Genomic DNA, 17,991 nt, shown 5'->3' on the forward strand with positions numbered 1-17,991 from the left:
GCAACGAGATGGAGGCCGGCCGCAGGCTGGCGAAGGGAGTGTCTCAAGGGTGCCATGAATTAGACGAAACTATCGGCGAGATTACAGTAATGGGCAAGGTTGAATGCAGAATGCATGAATCACCTGCCCGGAAAATCGTGGGTCTAGGGGGCTTTTATATGAACTGGGGAATTGCAGGTCGGGTTTCCGGCATTGGTGTCGCATTGGTCGCCGGAGCAGCGAACGCCCAGGAGCTGCCTTTTGCGGAGCCGGACGAGTTCGTGAAGGTGTGCGGCGGCCATGGCAAGGGCTTCTTCTACATTCCAGGCACCGATACCTGCCTGCGCGTGTCGGGTCTTGTGCGCTCCGATCAGCGCTATGAAAACGATTCCCGAGATGCCGAGGCCAACGATTTTCATACGGATCTGCGCGGCCGCATCCAGTTCGATGCGCGCACCGAAACGGATTTCGGGACGCTGCGCTCCTACATCGAGTTCGAAGGCCGCGCCGACACCTATTCCGGCGACTATGATGACGGTGCCGGTGCGTTCCTGCCGCGCAACGCCTATATCGAATTTGCCGGCTTCACGGCCGGGCATCTCAACCGCTCGCTCTTCGACTATGCGCCCTATAAACACATGTCCGACCTGTTCTCGGACGAGCGCGTCAATACGCTCGCTTATACGGCCAAGCCCGCCGACGGCGTTCAGGCGGTCATCGGCATCGAAGATAAATATTTCCGCGCCAACCCGAATGACGGCCTCGATTCCGAACTCGATCAGACATGGCCGAACGCGATCGTAACGCTCACCCTCAAAAAGGATTGGGGCGAAGCACGGCTCGGCGCCGCCGTTCAGGACAATGAGGGCGACCGCGATATCGGTGCGGATGGCGATGCGACCGGCTGGGCCCTGCAGACGGGCCTGATCCTAAATCTCCCCTCGGAGGTCAAAGGCAGCCGCCTATGGGCGGAAGGCGTCTATTCCAGCGGCGCGGGCTCTTATGCGGGCGGCGAAGACTTCCGGGTGAACTTCGTCGCGGCGAGTATCGGCGGCCGGACGGTGCGCGATCAGCGCGACGACGGCGCGGGCAATCTTCTCAACACGGATGTCTGGTCGGCGGGCGGCGGCGTCAAATGGTTCTGGACGGAGAAGTGGCATTCGAACGTTTCGGCCATCTACTCCGATGTCGATCCTTCGGCGGACGGGTTTGCCGCCTTCGACTATCTCTTTGCCGAGATCAATACGTTCTGGACGCCGGTGACAAATCTCGAACTCGGGCTCGCGCTGCAATATGGCGAAGCGAGCATCAACGAGGCCGGTGCGGATGCGCCGGATACCGGCGAGCACTGGGCTATCGTCAGCCGCGTCGGGCGCTCTTTTTAACGGAACGTCTTAATCAGGCCGCGCTGCCGGCTTCGGCCGGCTTCGCACCGCCCTTGAGAAGCGCCGACACGTGCTTGCGCAAATCCTCGTCGCGGAAGGGTTTGTGCAGCGTCGGTTCGCTTGCGAACTCGCCGAGCGCCGACAGATCGGCATAGCCGGTGACGAACATCAAAGGGATGTCCGGACGTCTTTTGCGGGCGGCGCGCGCGACCTCTGCGCCGTTCATGCCAGGCATGGCAAAATCAAGCACCAGAAGATCGATCGCCGGATCCTGCTCGAAGGCCAATAGCGCCGAGGGACCGTTCTCCGCCTGGATCACTTTATAGCCGAACTCTTCGAGCTTCGAGGCCGTGACTTCGCGCACGAGATCGTCGTCGTCGACAAGAAGGATCGACGGCGCTTCGATCTTTTTTACCGCGCGCAGTTCGACGGTTTTCTTGCGCGGTTTCGTCCCGCTCTCGGCCGGTGCGCGCGGCAGGAAGACGCTGACGGTCGTGCCGCGGGCTTCGCGCGTATCGATGCGAACGCCGCCGCCCGATTGTTTGGCAAAACCCAACACCTGGCTGAGCCCGAGGCCCGATCCCTTGCCGACTTCTTTGGTTGTGAAGAAGGGCTCGAAGACGCGTGACATCACATCCTCGCTCATGCCCGAACCGGAATCGGTGACGGCGACGACGACATAATCTCCCGGTCCCGGCTCCTCGACCCGCTGCGGCGCATCGCGGCGGGTGACATTGTTCGTCTCGACCTTGAGCAGGCCGCCGACTTCCATCGCATCGCGCGCATTGATGGCAAGGTTCAGGATGATGAGTTCGATCTGTGTCGGATCGACGAGCGCCGGCCACAGATCGTCTTCGAGCACGATATCGACCGCAACGCTGCCGCCCATCGAGCTCTGCAACAGCTCGCGCATATTGTTGACGGTATCGTTGAGATTGACGGCTTTCGGCTCAAGCCGCTGGCGCCGCGAGAACGCGAGAAGCTGCGAAACAAGCGAAGCGCCGCGTTCGGCCGCCATCCGCATATTGGACAGTTTCTTTTTCAGTGCGGCGTCGGTCGCGCCGCGCTCGACGAAAGCAAGATTGCCGAGGATCACTGTCAAAAGATTGTTGAAGTCGTGGGCGACGCCCGAGGTCAGCTGGCCGACGGCTTCGAGCCGCTGCACCTGCCGCAAAGTCGCCTCGACGCGTTCGCGCTCTTCGATCTGCGCGACAAGCTGGCGGTTTGCGGCGGCAAGTTCGCCGGTGCGTTCATCGATGCGATGCTCAAGTGCATCCGCCGCGAGCTTGCTTTCGGTGATGTCGACATTGCAGCCGACATAGCCGAGAAATTCGCCGTCCGGCCCTGCCGTGCGCGGCGCGCCTTCGCAGCGCAGCCAGCGCGTCGAGCCCTTGCCGTCGCGGACGCGGACCACGCGGCGCCAGAGTTTGCGGCTGGCAAAAGCGTTCTTGAAATCCTCGATGAAGCTCTGCGCATCATCGGGATGAATGACGACGAGCCAGGCATCGCCCATGAGATGCTCGGCGGGATAGCCGAAAAAGGTTTCGTGGTAGCGATTGACGAAACTGATCGCGCCGTCGCGATCCGTCATCCAGATCAGCGCCGGCGCCGTATCGGCCATCGAACGGAAGCGTTCTTCGCTTTCGCGCAAACTGTCTTCGACCAGCCGCCGCTCGGTGACGTCCATCATCGTACCCGAACCGCGCAGCTGGCTGCCCGATCCTTCCGGCGCAAGGCGTCCGGAGATCGTTACCCAGCGCTCTTCGCCGGTATCGGCACGCAGGATGCGAAACTCCGCGTCGAACTTGCCGCCGGTTTCGCCGCGGAAAAACGCCTTCGAGCGCTCGTGCACGCGTTCGCGGTCCTGCGGATGAACCTGCGCAAGGAAGATTTCCGGATCGGCATTGCTGCCGGGCGGCAGGCCGAGAATGCCGAGAAATTCCGGCGACCAGTTCCGCCGCCCGGTTTCCGCATCGACGTCCCAGATGCCAAGGCCCGTCGCCCGCACCGCGAGGCGAAGGCGGGATTCGCTTGAGCGCAGATCGACCGTCCGCAGCAAAAGCTCATCTTGCGCCTTCACGAGGCTTTCGGACACGGCGTTGAGTTCGCGGATCGCGGTCTTCGGCGGTACGACCGGATCGCCGCGTCCGAGGGCTTGTGCGGCGTGCACCAGTCCCTCGACCGGTTCCGAAATCGAGCGCGCCACGCGCACCGAAATCAGCGCCGCGAAGATCAGGAGCGCAAGACCGCCGAGCGCCGCCAAGAGAAGATTACCGGTAATGGCGCTGATCACCTGCGAGCGCGGCACCGAAACCCCGAAGGTCCAGCGGTAGAGCGGCGAACGGCTATAGGCGACGATCGTCGGCACGCCCTCGAACGAGCGGCTCTCGACCACCGCATTGTCGATCTTGGCGATGCTCTCGGCGACGGCCGGGCTCGGCTTTTTGCCGATCATGCTCTCGCCGCCCATGCTGCGGGCGACCACGCTCTGATCCTTGTCAAGAATATTGCCGATCCAACCCGCGGGCAGATCCTGCTCGGCGAGAATGCGATTGAGGACGCTCGGCAGCATGGCAAAGGACAGCGCGTAACGGACATGGCCGCCGACTTCGACCGGCGTCGTCACCGTGATTACCGGCTGTTTGACGATGGCGCCTTCAAAGAGGCCCGAAACCACCGTGCGGCCCTGCTTCATCTCCGGCCAGAGATCGCGCGCCGCAGGATCTGATTTCGGCAGCGGCGCGCCATAGGCGGCGCGCGTATTGACAAGATGATTGCCGTCCTCGTCGCTGAGGATGATCCAGGTATTGTCAGCATGCTCGACCTTGCGCGCCTGCTCGTCGAAGCCCTTCAAATTTCCGGTCTGCAGATTGAGCGAAACCGAAAGCGCCTGATTGAGCGCTGCCGCCTGGCCGAGTTCTCGGTCGACGACGAGTGACAGGGCACGCGCCGTGCCCAGCAGCTGCCGGTCGAACGCGGTGCGCGCATTGCGGTACGAATCCCACAGGAGATAGGCCCCGATCAGAAGACCGGGGATCAGAAGTCCAAGGGTCAGAAGAACAAGCCTGCCCCGGATCGTCGTGCCGTTCGCCTCGTGGGCCAAGTCTCACGCGCCTCGTGCGGATTGGAAGAAAAACACGGAAATCACTGAAAAAACTTGCAAAATTGCACAGCATTCGAGCGACGCCGGAAGCCGCAGCGCAAGCCGGCGGACTCCCGCTATATGATAAGCGCCGGCTCGATTTGTCATCCCCTTGCGGGAGCTCAGCCTGCCGATTGGCTCGCACGGTTGGTGAACCGCGCATTACCGAGCCCCGTCCCCATGGTCAGCGCACCCCAATGCCCGACATCCTGCATGCCCGGCAGCGCACTCAATCCCTGAACCACGGCATCATTATGCATGACGATTGCCGTGTCATGGCCATCGATTTCAGGGATGGCCTCGCGCAGGAGCGTCGGCAGATGAAATTTGCTCGACGCCCAATTGCCGGGAAGGTTTTGCGAACCGCGCTCGATCGAACCGTCGGCATTTATGATTCCCGGACAGCCGATGCCGATAAAAGGCGCAAGCTTGATCTTGTCCTTGCCGGCTTTGGCGATGAGCTCTTCGAGCATGCCGATAAGTTTTTTCACCGCGTCCTCGCGCGTCGGCTTTTCATCGCGATGCCGCCATAGCTCGAAGGCGGCGACCGACGCCTTGGAGAGATCCTTCGCCTCTTTGAGATTGAGGCTGACGATCCCGGCGCGGAAATTCGTGCCTCCGATATCGACGCCGAGTATCGCGTCATGGCCGGAAAACAGCCAGGACGGCGCAAGATGCGCGGCGCCGATCAGCCCCGCTTCGTCGGGATGATGACGGATCGGGACAAGATCGACATCGATCTTGTCGGCCGCCTTCAGCAGAACCGCAGCACGGCCGATCGCAAGCTCGCCGACGCGGCTTTCGCGCAGGCCGCCGCCGATGACGATCCGTTCGGTATCCTTCCAATCTTTCAATTTCAGAAAACGGCGGATCACTGCGGCAAGCGCCTGCGAAAAATCTTCGACCGCACCGAGCACGACACCCGCCGCAATCAGATCGTCGCCGCTCAGCGCCTTATCGATTTTCTTTTTGGAAATGTCCGTACTCGGGTCTTCGCCAAGCGGATCGCCGTCCTTCTTGCGCACGGCTTTGCGCCATTCTTCAAGAGTTGCGCGGAAGGCGCGATTGGAGGCGCGGTCGCCGACAAAACCCTTATCGTCCTTGATCTCGACATTATAACTGTCGAGGACGACCGAGGGCAGCTGCGCTGCACCATGAGCTGCAATGACGGGCGCCGTGGACTGATCGTTCATGGCGCCTCCGCTCAGCGGCCCGCGCCGGCCAGCATCGGCTGGAACGTGATGCAGGAGCGGATCACCAGCGCCTTTTCCTGTTTGGCGCCGTGATACTCCTCATAGGTCAGTTTGATATCGAGACCGCGCCGTCCCGCCTCCCGCATCAGGAGATCGAGTTCGCCGGACGTCAGTCGCCCGGTAATTGCTTTTTGCAACTGCTCGTTAGTCAGCTCGCCAATATTCATCGCCAGCTCCCTGCCCGATGCCGCATGACGCCGGCATGACGATGAAGCTCAACGCCTTGACTGGGCACCCGTTCCTTGCCCTCAGAAAGAAAGTTCGGGCACACTCCGAGCCGAATTTTGCGTCACGAAGACGTGACGCCCGAACCGTTACGAAACGGGCAATCTCCGCCCGTTCGCAGGACGCCTATCAGGAGTTGGATATGAGCGATTTCACCCGACGCGTTGCGCTTGGCGCGCTGGCCGCCGCCGCTGCAACCCCGCTGGCATCGGCACCCGGCGCACGCGCCGCGGCTCCCGCCGCCGGCCGCCAGGTGCCCGGAATCTACCGCTACAAGATCGGCGAATTCGAACTCACCGCCATCAATGACGGCGCGGGCCTGCGTCCGATCCAGGACGGGTTCGTTAAAAATGCGCCGCTCGAACAGGTAAAAAGCGCGCTCGACAAGGCCTTTCTGCCGACCGACAAACTGCCGATTCCCTATACGCAGCTGATCGTCAATACAGGCCGTCGCGTCGTTCTGATCGATACCGGCACCGGCGGCCAGCTGGCGCCGACGGCCGGCATGCTGATCGAGAACATGGAAGCGGCAGGCCTCGATGCGAAAGCCGTCGACACGATCATCATCTCGCATTTCCACGGCGACCACATTCTCGGCCTGCGCACCAAAGAAGGCGAGCTTGCTTTCCCGAATGCCGAGGTCCAGGTGCCCGAACCCGAATGGGCGTTCTGGATGGATGAGGGCACCGCCAGCCGCGCGCCGGAAGGCTTGAAACAAAATTTTGCCAACGCACAAAAAGTATTCGGGCCGATCGCCAAGGATGTGAAGCGCTATGAAGCCGACAAGGAGCTCGTGCCCGGCATCAGTTCCGTCGCCGCGTATGGACACACGCCCGGTCATATGGCCTTCCGCATCAGCTCGGGGACGGACCAGCTCCTCGTTTTGTCCGACACGTCCAATCACCCGGCGCTGTTCGTGAAGAACCCGGGCTGGCATGCGGTGTTCGATATGGATGCGGCAAAGGCCGAGGACACGCGCCGGAAGATCTTCGATATGGCGTCGGCCGACCGGACACGGGTTCAGGGCTATCACTTCCCCTTCCCGGCGACCGGCCATATCGCCAAGGACGGCGACGGCTATGAGTTCGTGCCGTCGGCCTGGGATCCGCTTCTCTAGGCCCGGCTCTCGCTGAGGATCCAGGCGCCGTAGCGCGGATCGATCGCCGAAACCGGAAGCTCGATGATGGCCGGCGTGTCATATGGGTGCGCCGCTCGCACCGCTTGCATCAGGTCGGCGGACCTGTCCCGGGCGGTCTTCAGGATCATCACCGCCTCCTCGCCCCGCTCGATCTTGCCCTCAAAGGCATAGACCGACACCATTCCCGGCAGAATATTAACGCAGGCACAGAGCTTCTGCTCGACCAGGCGCCGGCCGGCATTTTCGGCCTGCTCCACGGATGGCCAAGTGGTATAGACGAGGACCGTTTCCTGCATATAAGGCTCCGTTAAGGCTGCCGTTACGCCTAGCGTATACGAGAGTGCGAATGAAATCCGGGTGGACCCAGTGCCGATATCGACGTCTCTGGATGGATTGATCGTGGACGGGCTCCATCCTGAGGAGGCCGAACCCCCGGCCACGCCGCGCTTCAACAAGATCGCCTTCGTCTCGTCCGGGGCGGACGAAGCCCGCACGGCCGCCCGCCGCCTCATCCATACCTACGGAACCGTAAAGCTCGACGAGGCCGATGTCGTCGTGGCGCTGGGCGGCGACGGGCTGATGCTCGAGACGCTCCACAACCGCATGGAAAAGGGCACGCCGATCTACGGCATGCACCGCGGCACGGTCGGCTTTCTGATGAACGACTTCCGCGAGGAAGGCCTGATCGAACGGCTGGAGAAAGCCGTGCCGACGCGCATCAAGCCGCTCGTCATGCACGTCCTCGACACCGACGGAAACCGCCACTTCGCACGCGCCATCAACGAAGTCTCGCTCTACCGGCAGACCTATCAGGCAGCCAAGCTCGAACTGTGGGTCGACGGCACGATCCGCATGAAGGAGCTGATCGGCGACGGTGCGCTCGTTGCAACGCCCGCCGGCTCGACCGCCTATAACCATTCGGCCTATGGCCCGATCCTGCCGCTGAACGCCAATCTTCTGGCGCTGACGGCGCTCAATCCGTTCCGGCCCAAACGCTGGCGCGGCGCGCTCCTGCCCGACCGTTCCGAAGTGCGCTTTGGCGTGCTCGACGCGATCAAGCGGCCGGTTTCGGCCGTCGCCGATCACACCGAATTCCGCAACGCTGTGGAAGTCGTCGTGCGCCTCGACCGCGACCGCAGCATGGTCATGCTGCACGATCCCGATCACGGCATGGAAGAGCGGATTATCGCCGAGCAGTTTGCAGCGGCAGCTCTTGGATAGAGCGGCTGGGGCTAACGCCTTTCGTCAGACGCTCGTTGTTCCGAACAGTCCGATCTGTTCGGCAAGCCGCCAGGCGTCATGGACGATGGTTGCGGCCAGAACCAGCATCAGAACGCCGATGATGATGTCGACCGCCTTCCAGGCCCGGTCGGTGAACCAGCCGCCGCAGAAATAGGCGATCGAGGCCAGCGCAAAGAACCACAGGAAGGATGCGGCCGCCGCGCCGGCGGAAAAGGCGATGCGGTCGATGAGATGCTCGTACTGGCCGGCGAGCCCGCCGATAATGACGATGGTGTCGAACAGGACGCCGGGATTTGCGATCGACAGCAGGATGGCCGTCGAATAGGCCGCCGCGCCGGGCACTTTGACCTTTTCGATCTTGCCCGCCTTCAACCCCTTGCGGATGCTGGCAATGCCGAACCCCAGGAAGAAGAGGACGGCGATGCAGGCGAAGATGAGCTTGAGGGCAGGATATTGCGCGATGATCGTGCCGACGCCGATGGCGCCGAGCGTGATCAGCGCCACGTCGATGACGACGTAAATGGCCGCGATCGCGAACACGAAGTTCGCGCGCGAAAGCCCATATTTCAGCAGATAGGCATTCTGCGGCCCGATCGCGACGATCAGGCTGGCGGTCATGCCCAGCCCCCTCAGAAACGGCACACGCACCCCTCTAAAACCTTGCGTCAGGCTTGGCTCGGGGCGGCATGCCCGGAGCTGATGATCTGGCGCCCCGCTGCCTCTCGGTATTGGGGATCCTGCAACAGCTCCTCATGGACACGGTCGAAGTGATTGACCGGAACGCCCGGGAACAGATGATGGATCAGATGATAGCAGTCGTTCCTGGGAAAGAGAAAGAAACGGAGGACCGGATTAACAATTACGTTACGAGATTGCTCGAGTTCGTGGCCGGATTCCAGGATCCCGCCATGATCAATACAATCCGTCCAATAGTTGAGTGCTGAATAAACCCACACAAACGGAAATACGATCAACAGCAAAGCTGAAACCGGGTCGATCAAGACATAGGCAGTTGTCGCGAGGAGAAGAACAATCTTCAACAGTCCGAATACTCGGCCATCCTTCCACGACATGTCGAACCCGACATAGCTTGTGATGTGAAGACCTAGAAGCGGCGTGACTACATGCCGGGCGATAGTTTTCGGCGTCAACTCATCTTCCAGTTTAAACTTCTGCAACTTGTGGAAATCAAGATCGTGTTCGTAATCCCCAAGATGCACATGATGGCTCATATGCTCGACTTTGTAGGACTCGTAGGTCTTCAACAGGAGAGCTGCAGCGATACGCCCGAACAGGATGTTATCACCGCGATCTGCTGTAAAACTAAGATGACTTGTTTCGTGAAGAATATTGTTGATACCGCGAAATCTTGTTCCAATGAAAAGCGCCGCAAGAATCGCAACAATCCAGCTAAAATTTGAATCTAAGTGCAAAAAATAGCTTCCTAAAGCTACTGCAATTACTATTTGTAGCGGATATGATGCTAATATAAAGGTTGACGCCGTGCGCGAATCTTTTGACAGTGCACGAAACGCATCCATGTAATATTTTTTACTCGGCATGTAGGACATGACACGACGCCCCAAACTCTACTGTACGTAAACGAATTCTTAACTATTCTCAGTTGCATACGTAAGTAAAATTAATCATGCTTTCGCAAGATTAGAGGGGCTTAGCATCTGTGCTGGATTACGATCTGCTGAGAGCTCTCGCCGCCGTCATTCGGGAAGGGTCTTTTGAAGGGGCGGCCGAAGTATTGAGCATCACGCCCTCCGCCGTGTCGCAGCGGATTAAGCTTCTTGAAATGCGAGTCGGTGCAATTCTTGTTGTGCGCGGAAGGCCTTGTACGGCCACAGCAGCGGGCTTCCAGTTGTTCCGCCATATCGAGCAGGTGCAGCTGCTCGAGCACGATCTGGTTGCAAACCTACAGGGCGAGGGCAGTCAATTGGCTGGACAACATGCAACCATAAGAATAGCGGTGAACGCCGACAGCCTCTCTACTTGGTTCCCCAAAGTAGTTTCGCGAGCGGCCAACGAACTCGGAATTCTGTTCGACATCGTTCACGACGACCAGGAGCACACTGCCGATTATTTGCGCAAAGGCGAGGCGCTGGCGGCGGTCACGGCCGATGCGGTTCCGGTGCATGGATTTCGCATTGTGACGATAGGTTCTTTAGCCTATGTCGCTGTCGCTACACCGAAATTCATCGCGAAGTATTTCTCTGAGGGGATCAATGTAAAAGCCCTGAATACTTCGCCGTCGATTATCTTCGACCGCAAAGACCGTATTTCGGACAACTGGATAAGGGCTGTTTTCAACAGCACGGCGAAGCTGACGCCGCACTATATGTCGTCCTTCATCGGCTATCAGCAGGCCTGCATCGACGGCGTCGGCTGGGGCCTCCTGCCCGATATCTCGGCCCGTCCCTATATCGATGACGGCACGCTGGTCGAGATGAAGCCCGGCAGCAATGTGAACGTCCCCCTGCACTGGCAGTACAGCGTCAATGCCGGCCAGACCATGCGCGCGCTGTCGGTCATTGTCCTGGACGTTGCCCGCGAGGAACTGATGGCCGATCCGGCTTAAGGGCCAAACCTCCGGAACAGCGGCTAAAACACGCCTCAAACCCGAGGCAACGAACCTTGCGTTAACCCCCTCATGTCAGGTTTTCCCCTAAGGGGCGCCGAGGAAGGCATGATCCGGGTCGATTTCAACAAGTTGCGGTTTCTCGTCATCGACGACAACGCGCACATGCGGCGTATCCTGCGCACGCTGCTGCACGGTTTCGGCGCCCGCGAAGTGTATGAAGCCGAAGACGGCGCCGCCGGCCTCGAGGCCTATACGACCTATCTGCCCGACATTGTGATCACCGACTGGGCCATGCCGATCTTCGACGGGCTCGAACTGACCGCGATGATCCGCAAACCCGGCGCCAATTCGAACCCCTACGCGCCCATCATCATGCTGACGGGCCATTCGGAAAAAAGCCGCGTCCTGCGTGCCCGCGACGCCGGCGTCACCGAATTCCTCTGCAAACCGATCTCGGCCAAAGCGCTCTACCAGCGCATCCTGAACGTCGTCGTCAATCCGCGGCCGTTCGTGCAGACAAAAGACTATTTCGGCCCCGATCGCCGCCGTACCCCGAGCGCGAATTATGTGGGCCCTGAACGCCGCACCGGCGGCGATGTCGAGGTTATCGAACAGCAGCCGCTCTACAACAAAGCGCGCGGAGCCATGTAATGCCGCCGAAAAAAGAAAAAAAGCCGGAAACGATCGTCCATAAGGACCACTCGGTCATCATCCCGCCGACCACTTTGCGCGACCGCGCAATGTCGATCGGCGGCAATGGCAGCAAAGACGGTTTCGACACATCCGCGCTCGAGAAGGCCGAAGAAGCGCTTGCCGCGCTCGCCGAAGATTTCTCCTCGTGGATGCACGAGGAAACGAACAAGCTCGAAGCGGCCCGCGAAAGCTTCCATAAAGCGCCGCAGGCCGAAGACAACCAGCAGATCCTCTATCGCGCCTCGCATGATATCCGCGGCCAGGGCCGCACGTTCGGTTATCCGCTGGCCGGCGAAATCGCCGACGGATTGTGCGATCTTCTCGACGGCGCCGAAGACATCAACGCCCAGGTCATCGAACTCGTCGACGCCCATATCGACGCCATCCGCGCCGTCGTCCGTGACGATGTCCGCGACGGCAGCGACAAGGTCGCCCGCAGCGTCGTCGCCGAACTGCGTTCGGCGCGCGAAGCCATTATCGGCGTCGACCGCTTCGTCAAAATCACCGCCGACGTCTACTGATCAGGCTGCAACGAGGCGCCGCTGCGTTTCGGCGCGCAGCGTATCCATCGCAAGTTCGCGCGCCGCATCGGCCGCCATGCGCTTCATCAGCTCGGCCGCGCCGCCAAGTTCCTCGATATCGGCCATGCTCAGCGCACGCTCCGCCACATGGCGGCGGGCCGCCGCTCCCGTGACGCCGCAATCCCTGAGATCGGCCCAGGCATCGAGCGCCTCGCGGAACGGCGCAAAGGCCGTTTGCGGGAAACCCGCACCGTTATAGAGCGCGCGGAAACCGGCCTGCCTTGGATCTTCCAGCATGCGGCGCACGCGCTCGAGCGGAACCTGAGTGAGTTCGCTGAATGCTGCTTCGACGAAATCGAGATCGCCGTTCAAAAGCGCGCGCAGGACGAGCGCGGTCGTCAGCTGGCCGGTACGCCTCAGATGCATGACAAGCGGCCTGACCGCCGAAGGCTCTTCGTCGATCAGCGCAAGCGTTGCGCGCTCGCACGCATCCTGCGTCATGCGGCGGACGCGCTCCTCATCGAGGCTGAAACTCATCACCGCCGTGTGGCCGAGCCGCTCGGCAAGCTTCAGAAGAAGCTTCTGCCTCTCGCCGATAGGCAGATCACTGCGGTCGAGCAGCGCATCGCGCACGATGGCTTCTCCGCCATGGCGCTCAACGAGACGCGCGCTGGTGCGAGGGGTAATCGCCGCTTGCGGATTGCGCGCCAGAACCGCACAGGCGAGCGGCGTGCCGATTTCGGCGATGGCGGCGGCAACCGCCGGCGACAGGCTCTCGCGCGCGGCAATGGCCGACTGCTCCTCCTCGCCGCGCACCGGCAGAATGTCGATGAGTTCGCTGTCGGTCAGCGCCGGCGACAGGATGAGAACCGGCACCGCGATTTCCGGTGAATCATGCGCCAGTGCAAGAATGATGTGATGCGGCGCAAGCAGAGACGGCGCCAGAGCTTCTGCAATGCTGCGCCGGACATCGACGCAATTGTCGTCGAGCATCAGCGTCAGCGCCGCTTCCGCCGCCTGGCGGTTTGCCGTGTCGAGGCCCGAATAGAGAAAGGCGCGCGCCAGGGCGCCCGCGCCTTCGGCGCGCTGCGCGGCCGGAGCCGTCGCCGCCCATTCGAGAAAGCGCTGCACAATCATCTCAGATATTCCCCGCTCCCCGGCCCTTCCCCTTCGCGCCGCCGAACGTCACGAACGAGGAAAGATCGAGCGGCGGCTTGACCGGCGCGGCATCCGATACGGAGGCTTTCTTCGGCTCAGTCGAAGCCGGCGCGCTCGGGGCCGGTACAGTCGATGCCGGTAAAGCCGATGCCGGAGTCAGATCGGACCAAAGCGCGCGTACGGACGAAGACACGGGCGGGCGCTGCGTCGTCGAAAACATCGAGTAAAAAACCGGGCTGTCGGCCCCGGGATTCTGAACGCGGGTCGGCGCGACATTGGTGAAGAAGCTCGCCGCCCCTTGCGCCACAAGCGGCGAATAGGTTTCGGCCGGAACATCGGGCGTGGGCGCGCTGTCGTGCTTGTTGGTGATCTTGGCCAGCACCTCGGCGGCGCTGCGCGGCTTGCCGCGGCTGTAGAAGATAGAACGGTTGGCGGATGCCGCATCCGGAAACTGAGCGGCCGCATTCGCCTCGGGTTTTACCGAGGCCAGACGGATAAGATCGATCGCGCCTTGCGCGCCGAGGAAATGCGCGGCGTAGAGTTCGCCCTCGCTCGGCGGGCGGCGCAGCGCGGTGGTCAGCTGGCTCTTGTTGTTCTCGGTGAATTCGCCGGCCATCAGCGCGGAGGTTTCGGTGTCGTAGCGCAGCGCCAGAATCTTCTCGCGCATTTTCGGATCGGCGATGCTGTAGCGGCCGCTCGCGGATTTCGCGATCGCCGCCGCTTCGTTCTTCAGCCCGTATTTCGAGCCCGATTCCTTGACCGTCTGCAGCCAGGTCTGCTCGGTGAACTGGAACATGCCGGCGGCCGAAGACGTCTTCGCCTTCGCGCTCGGGTTCATGCTCGACTCGCGCTGCGCCGTTTTGACGAGGTAGTCGAAGCCCGCACCTGTGGCTTCAGCGGCCTTACGGAGCGTCCCCGTAATGCCCTGCGTCACATCGCTGACGGACCAGACGCTCATCGAGTCAAAACCGACCGGTTGGAATCGCCCTTTTCCGGGCAATCCCACCTTCGGCCCGTCATGGTAAACCGATGGTTAATGGAGCTTTAGTGTTCAGCCCTGCCAGCGGCTTACTATCTCGTCGAGGGGCGGCCGCGGCCGGTCGGGCGGCGCCTGATCGGCCGTGCCGATAAAGATGAGCCCGGCGACCTTTTCGGAGTGCGCGAGCTCCAGAACATCGGCGCCAGCCCGGTCATAGATGGCCGCGCCCGTCAGCCAGTTGGCGGCAAAGCCAAGGGCATGGGCGGCGAGGATCAGGTTCATGCAGACGGCGCCGGCCGACAGCACCTGTTCCCATTCCGGAATTTTGACATGCGGCCCGGCCCGGCTGACCACGATCACGGTCAGCGGCGCATCGAACTTCTTCTTGTTGTCGGCAACCTTCTGAGGGTCGGTTCCCGCCGCAAGCTCGACCGCGGCCAGCTTTTCCGCGAGGTGCGCCCGGAACTCACCCTCGACCAGGATGAACCGCCACGGGACCAGCTTGCCGTGATCGGGCACGCGGCTTGCGGCCGTCAGCAGCGTCTCGATCTGGCCGGCATCGGGCCCCGGCGCGCGCAGCATAAAGGCCGGAACGGAGCGGCGGCGGAGGAGAAGATCGGCGGGTTCGGTCATGGGCTGAAAATCCTCAATCGGGCTGCCTGTTTGGCAAATGAAGGGGGCCACGGCAACGCCCACTATCGGACGCCCCCTTTATCCTGCTTGTCTTGCAAAAGCCGCGGTTTTCGGGAAAGCCATTGCCCATGCCGATCCGCACCGCCCGCGCATTTGCCGCGGCCGTCCTTTTTCCGGTTCTTGTCTCGGGCGCTCTCGCCCAGGGGATCGATGCGCCCGCGCTCGCCCCTCAGGGGCTGCCGATCGACATTCCCTCGCCGCTCGATATGCCCGATGCGCGGCGCGGCGGGCCGACCCTGTCGCCTGTCAGCCCGGGTTCGCTGACGAAAACGGTGCTCAGCCTCTCGGCGCTCTATTTCGAAAACTCCGCCGCCATCGAGACCGGCCTGCGCTGGCGCGTGTTTTCCGATCAGCCCGATCTCAACGGCAATCACGCGCTCGTTCTCGAATCGGTGGACGCCAAGCCCTTCGTCACGCTCGATCCGGGCGGCTATATCGTCCACGTCTCGTACGGCCTTGCCGCCGCAACGCGCCATGTCGTGCTCGGCACGCAATCGGTCAGCGAACAGGTGGTTCTGAATGCCGGTGCATTGCGCTTTTCCGGCGCGATCGGCGACAAGATCATCCCGCCCGGCGATCTGTCGTTCGAAATTCACGCACAGGACGGCGCCAAGGAAGAACTCGTAGGTTCCGTGAAGGCGGGACAAATCCTGCGCCTGAAATCGGGCTCCTATCAGGTCACCTCCACCTACGGCCAGGTCAACGCGAAGATCGTATCGGAAGTGCGCGTCGAGCCGGGCAAGCTGACGGAAGCTTCCGTCATGCACAAAGCCGGCAAGGTTGATCTGCGCCTCGTCGCGCCGAACGGCGCCGAGATCCGCGACGCCAATTGGAGCCTTCTGACACCGGCCGGCGACGTCGTCGCCGAAACCCTGACCGATCTGAAAAACGTCATCCTCAACGAAGGCGACTATGTCGCCATCGCCCGCTACGACGGAACGATCTTCAGTCAGGAATTCAAGGTTCAGTCCGGACGCGCCATCGGCGTCGATGTCGCTGCCGTCAAGCGCGCAGGTCCGGCGGGCGGGCCTCCAGTAATAGATCCGTAAGCGCCGCCTCGAGCTTCACCGAGGTCTGATCCGGCGAGCCGAGCCTGCGGATCGACAGCATGCCCTCCGCCGCCTCCTTGCGGCCGACCACCGCCAGCACCGGAACCTTCGCCAGCGAATGTTCGCGGACCTTGTAGTTGATCTTCTCGTTGCGAAGATCGGCTTCGGCCCTGAGACCCGCTTTCGTCAGCATCGCCACGACCTCCTGCGCATAGGAATCCGCATCCGAGGTGATCGTTGCGACGACAACCTGCGTCGGCGCCAGCCAGAGCGGGAACGCACCGGCATAGTTCTCGATCAGAACGCCAAGGAAGCGCTCCATCGAGCCGCAGATCGCGCGGTGCACCATGACCGGCGCCTTCTTCTCGCCGTCGGCGCCGATATAGAACGCGCCGAACCGTTCGGGCAGATTGAAATCGACCTGCGTCGTTCCGCACTGCCAGTCGCGGCCGATGGCATCGCGCAGCACATATTCGAATTTCGGGCCGTAGAACGCGCCCTCGCCCGGATTGACCATGGTCTTGATGCGATTGCCGCCGCGGCGCGAAATCTCGCGCAGGACTTCGGCCATCACCTGTTCCGCATGATCCCAGGCTTCATCGGTGCCGACGCGCTTGTCCGGACGCGTCGAGAGCTTCACGACGATTTCGTCGAAGCCGAAATGCTCATAGGTCGACAGAATGAGATCGTTGATCTTCAGGCACTCGTCGGCGAGCTGTTCTTCGGTGCAGAAGATATGCGCATCGTCCTGCGTGAAGGCGCGCACGCGCAGAAGCCCGTGCATCGCACCCGACGGCTCATATCGGTGCACCGAACCGAATTCGGCAAGGCGCAGCGGCAGATCGCGATAGCTCTTCAGCCCGTGCTTGAAAATCTGCACATGGCCCGGGCAGTTCATCGGCTTGATGGCGAAGACGCGCTCGTCCTCGGTGTCATCGCCTGCCGATTGAGCCGCGAACATGTTCTCGCGGTACCAGCCCCAATGGCCCGAAGTTTCCCAGAGCGATTTGTCGAGAAGCTGCGGCGCGTTGACTTCCTGATAGCCGAGCGGACGCAGACGGCGCCGCATATAGGCGATCAGTTCCTGGAACAGCGTCCAGCCTTTCGGATGCCAGAACACCGTGCCCGGCCCCTCCTCCTGGAAATGGAAGAGATCCATCTCGCGGCCGAGGCGGCGGTGATCGCGCTTTTCAGCCTCTTCGAGCTGATGCAGATAAAGATCGAGCTCCTCCTGCTTTGCGAAAGCGGTGCCGTAAATACGCTGCAGCTGCGGATTGTTCGAATCGCCGCGCCAATAGGCGCCCGCGACCTTCATCAGCTTGAACGCATTGCCGACCTTGCCGGTCGAGGTCATATGCGGGCCGCGGCACAGATCGAGCCATTCGCCCTGCTTGTAGATCTTCAGCGTCTCGCCGGCCGGAATGGCATCGACGAGTTCGATCTTGAAGGTCTCGCCCTTGCCGGCAAAAAACTTCTTCGCTTCGTCGCGCGACCATTCTTCCCGGGTGAACGGCGCGTCTTTGGCGATGATCTCGCGCATCTTCTTTTCGATGGCGGCAAGATCCTCCGTCGAGAACGGCTCTTCGCGATAGAAATCGTAATAGAAGCCGTTTTCGATGACGGGGCCGATCGTCACCTGCGTGCCGGGGAAAAGGCTCTGCACCGCCTCCGCCAGAACATGCGCCGCATCGTGGCGGATCAGTTCGAGCGCGCGCGGCTCCTCGCGTCCGACAAATTCGATCTTCGCATCGGCGTTTATGGGATCGGACAGATCGTGGAGCTTGGCATCGAGCGCCATTGCGACCGTGCGCTTGGCGAGAGAAGGCGAGATGGATTTGGCGATATCGAAGCCGGTGATGCCGGCCGGATATTCACGCGCGGCACCGTCGGGGAAGGTCAGAATGGGCATGGAAGAAAAACCTCAGGCTCACCCCTGCGAACCAA

Annotated in this window: 17 protein-coding genes; 7 read left to right on the top strand and 10 right to left on the bottom strand. The window is 61.6% G+C overall.

Going from position 1 to position 17,991, the window contains the following annotated elements; all coding sequences use genetic code 11:
- The first annotated feature begins 158 nt into the window (after window positions 1-158).
- Window positions 159-1,364 (top strand): porin, encoded by a 1,206-nt coding sequence (locus tag IZ6_RS10050; protein ID WP_222874927.1) that lies wholly within the window; start codon window positions 159-161, stop codon window positions 1,362-1,364.
- A gap of 13 nt (window positions 1,365-1,377) precedes the next feature.
- On the opposite strand, the gene IZ6_RS10055 is transcribed toward IZ6_RS10050, so the two are convergent.
- The 3 genes from IZ6_RS10055 to IZ6_RS10065 all read right to left on the bottom strand — a co-directional run bounded on the left by IZ6_RS10055 (window position 1,378) and on the right by IZ6_RS10065 (window position 5,926).
- Entirely contained in the window at window positions 1,378-4,467 is a 3,090-nt protein-coding gene (locus tag IZ6_RS10055; protein WP_222874928.1) for a PAS domain S-box protein, read from the bottom strand.
- A gap of 161 nt (window positions 4,468-4,628) precedes the next feature.
- Entirely contained in the window at window positions 4,629-5,699 is a 1,071-nt protein-coding gene (locus tag IZ6_RS10060) for an ROK family protein (protein WP_222874929.1), read from the bottom strand.
- A gap of 11 nt (window positions 5,700-5,710) precedes the next feature.
- Complete coding sequence (locus IZ6_RS10065; RefSeq protein ID WP_222874930.1) at window positions 5,711-5,926, bottom strand: hypothetical protein; 216 nt, start codon at window positions 5,924-5,926, stop codon at window positions 5,711-5,713.
- A 200-nt stretch (window positions 5,927-6,126) separates the two neighbouring features.
- Here IZ6_RS10065 and IZ6_RS10070 point away from each other — a divergent pair, with 200 nt between their 5' ends.
- A complete protein-coding gene (locus tag IZ6_RS10070) occupies window positions 6,127-7,101 on the top strand; it encodes an MBL fold metallo-hydrolase (RefSeq protein WP_222874931.1) in 975 nt (324 codons plus the stop codon).
- Here IZ6_RS10070 and cutA read toward each other — a convergent pair.
- Window positions 7,098-7,418, bottom strand: coding sequence for a divalent-cation tolerance protein CutA (gene cutA, locus IZ6_RS10075; protein ID WP_222874932.1), 321 nt, complete (start codon window positions 7,416-7,418; stop codon window positions 7,098-7,100). The genes IZ6_RS10070 and cutA overlap by 4 nt on opposite strands.
- Window positions 7,419-7,521: 103 nt before the next feature.
- Here cutA and IZ6_RS10080 point away from each other — a divergent pair, with 103 nt between their 5' ends.
- Entirely contained in the window at window positions 7,522-8,343 is an 822-nt protein-coding gene (locus IZ6_RS10080; RefSeq protein WP_222877603.1) for an NAD kinase, read from the top strand.
- A gap of 24 nt (window positions 8,344-8,367) precedes the next feature.
- Here the strand turns inward: IZ6_RS10080 and IZ6_RS10085 are convergent, their stop codons facing one another.
- Window positions 8,368-8,982: a LysE/ArgO family amino acid transporter gene (locus tag IZ6_RS10085; protein WP_222874933.1), complete on the bottom strand. Its 615-nt coding sequence runs from the start codon at window positions 8,980-8,982 to the stop codon at window positions 8,368-8,370.
- 47 nt (window positions 8,983-9,029) lie between these two features.
- The gene (locus IZ6_RS10090; protein ID WP_222874934.1) at window positions 9,030-9,935 is read right to left on the bottom strand and encodes a fatty acid desaturase family protein; all 906 of its coding nucleotides are present in this window, start codon (window positions 9,933-9,935) and stop codon (window positions 9,030-9,032) included.
- Window positions 9,936-10,045: 110 nt separating this feature from the next.
- Here IZ6_RS10090 and IZ6_RS10095 point away from each other — a divergent pair, with 110 nt between their 5' ends.
- The 3 genes from IZ6_RS10095 (at window position 10,046) to IZ6_RS10105 (ending at window position 12,168) form a co-directional block, all read left to right on the top strand.
- On the top strand, window positions 10,046-10,951 hold the full coding sequence (locus tag IZ6_RS10095) for a LysR family transcriptional regulator ArgP (RefSeq protein WP_222874935.1): 906 nt from the start codon (window positions 10,046-10,048) through the stop codon (window positions 10,949-10,951).
- 108 nt (window positions 10,952-11,059) lie between these two features.
- On the top strand, window positions 11,060-11,605 hold the full coding sequence (locus IZ6_RS10100) for a response regulator (protein WP_222874936.1): 546 nt from the start codon (window positions 11,060-11,062) through the stop codon (window positions 11,603-11,605).
- Entirely contained in the window at window positions 11,605-12,168 is a 564-nt protein-coding gene (locus tag IZ6_RS10105) for an Hpt domain-containing protein (RefSeq protein WP_222874937.1), read from the top strand. Before IZ6_RS10100 ends, IZ6_RS10105 begins: the two co-directional genes overlap by 1 nt.
- Here IZ6_RS10105 and IZ6_RS10110 read toward each other — a convergent pair whose 3' ends face one another.
- The 3 genes from IZ6_RS10110 to IZ6_RS10120 all read right to left on the bottom strand — a co-directional run bounded on the left by IZ6_RS10110 (window position 12,169) and on the right by IZ6_RS10120 (window position 14,938).
- The gene (locus IZ6_RS10110; protein WP_222874938.1) at window positions 12,169-13,305 is read right to left on the bottom strand and encodes a DUF2336 domain-containing protein; all 1,137 of its coding nucleotides are present in this window, start codon (window positions 13,303-13,305) and stop codon (window positions 12,169-12,171) included.
- Between the two features lies 1 nt (window position 13,306).
- Window positions 13,307-14,284 carry a transglycosylase SLT domain-containing protein gene (locus tag IZ6_RS10115; protein WP_222874939.1) on the bottom strand — a complete coding sequence of 326 codons (978 nt, stop codon included), beginning with the start codon at window positions 14,282-14,284 and terminating at the stop codon, window positions 13,307-13,309.
- A 93-nt stretch (window positions 14,285-14,377) separates the two neighbouring features.
- On the bottom strand, window positions 14,378-14,938 hold the full coding sequence (locus IZ6_RS10120; RefSeq protein ID WP_222874940.1) for a nitroreductase family protein: 561 nt from the start codon (window positions 14,936-14,938) through the stop codon (window positions 14,378-14,380).
- 128 nt (window positions 14,939-15,066) lie between these two features.
- Between IZ6_RS10120 and IZ6_RS10125 the strand changes: the two genes are divergently transcribed.
- Window positions 15,067-16,047, top strand: coding sequence for a hypothetical protein (locus IZ6_RS10125; RefSeq protein WP_222874941.1), 981 nt, complete (start codon window positions 15,067-15,069; stop codon window positions 16,045-16,047).
- On the opposite strand, the gene thrS is transcribed toward IZ6_RS10125, so the two are convergent.
- A complete protein-coding gene (thrS, locus tag IZ6_RS10130) occupies window positions 16,001-17,956 on the bottom strand; it encodes a threonine--tRNA ligase (protein ID WP_222874942.1) in 1,956 nt (651 codons plus the stop codon). The two genes, IZ6_RS10125 and thrS, sit on opposite strands and share 47 nt — an antisense overlap.
- Between the last annotated feature and the right edge of the window lie 35 nt (window positions 17,957-17,991).

The organism is Terrihabitans soli, from assembly GCF_014191545.1.
Taxonomy (GTDB): domain Bacteria; phylum Pseudomonadota; class Alphaproteobacteria; order Rhizobiales; family Methylopilaceae; genus Flaviflagellibacter; species Flaviflagellibacter soli.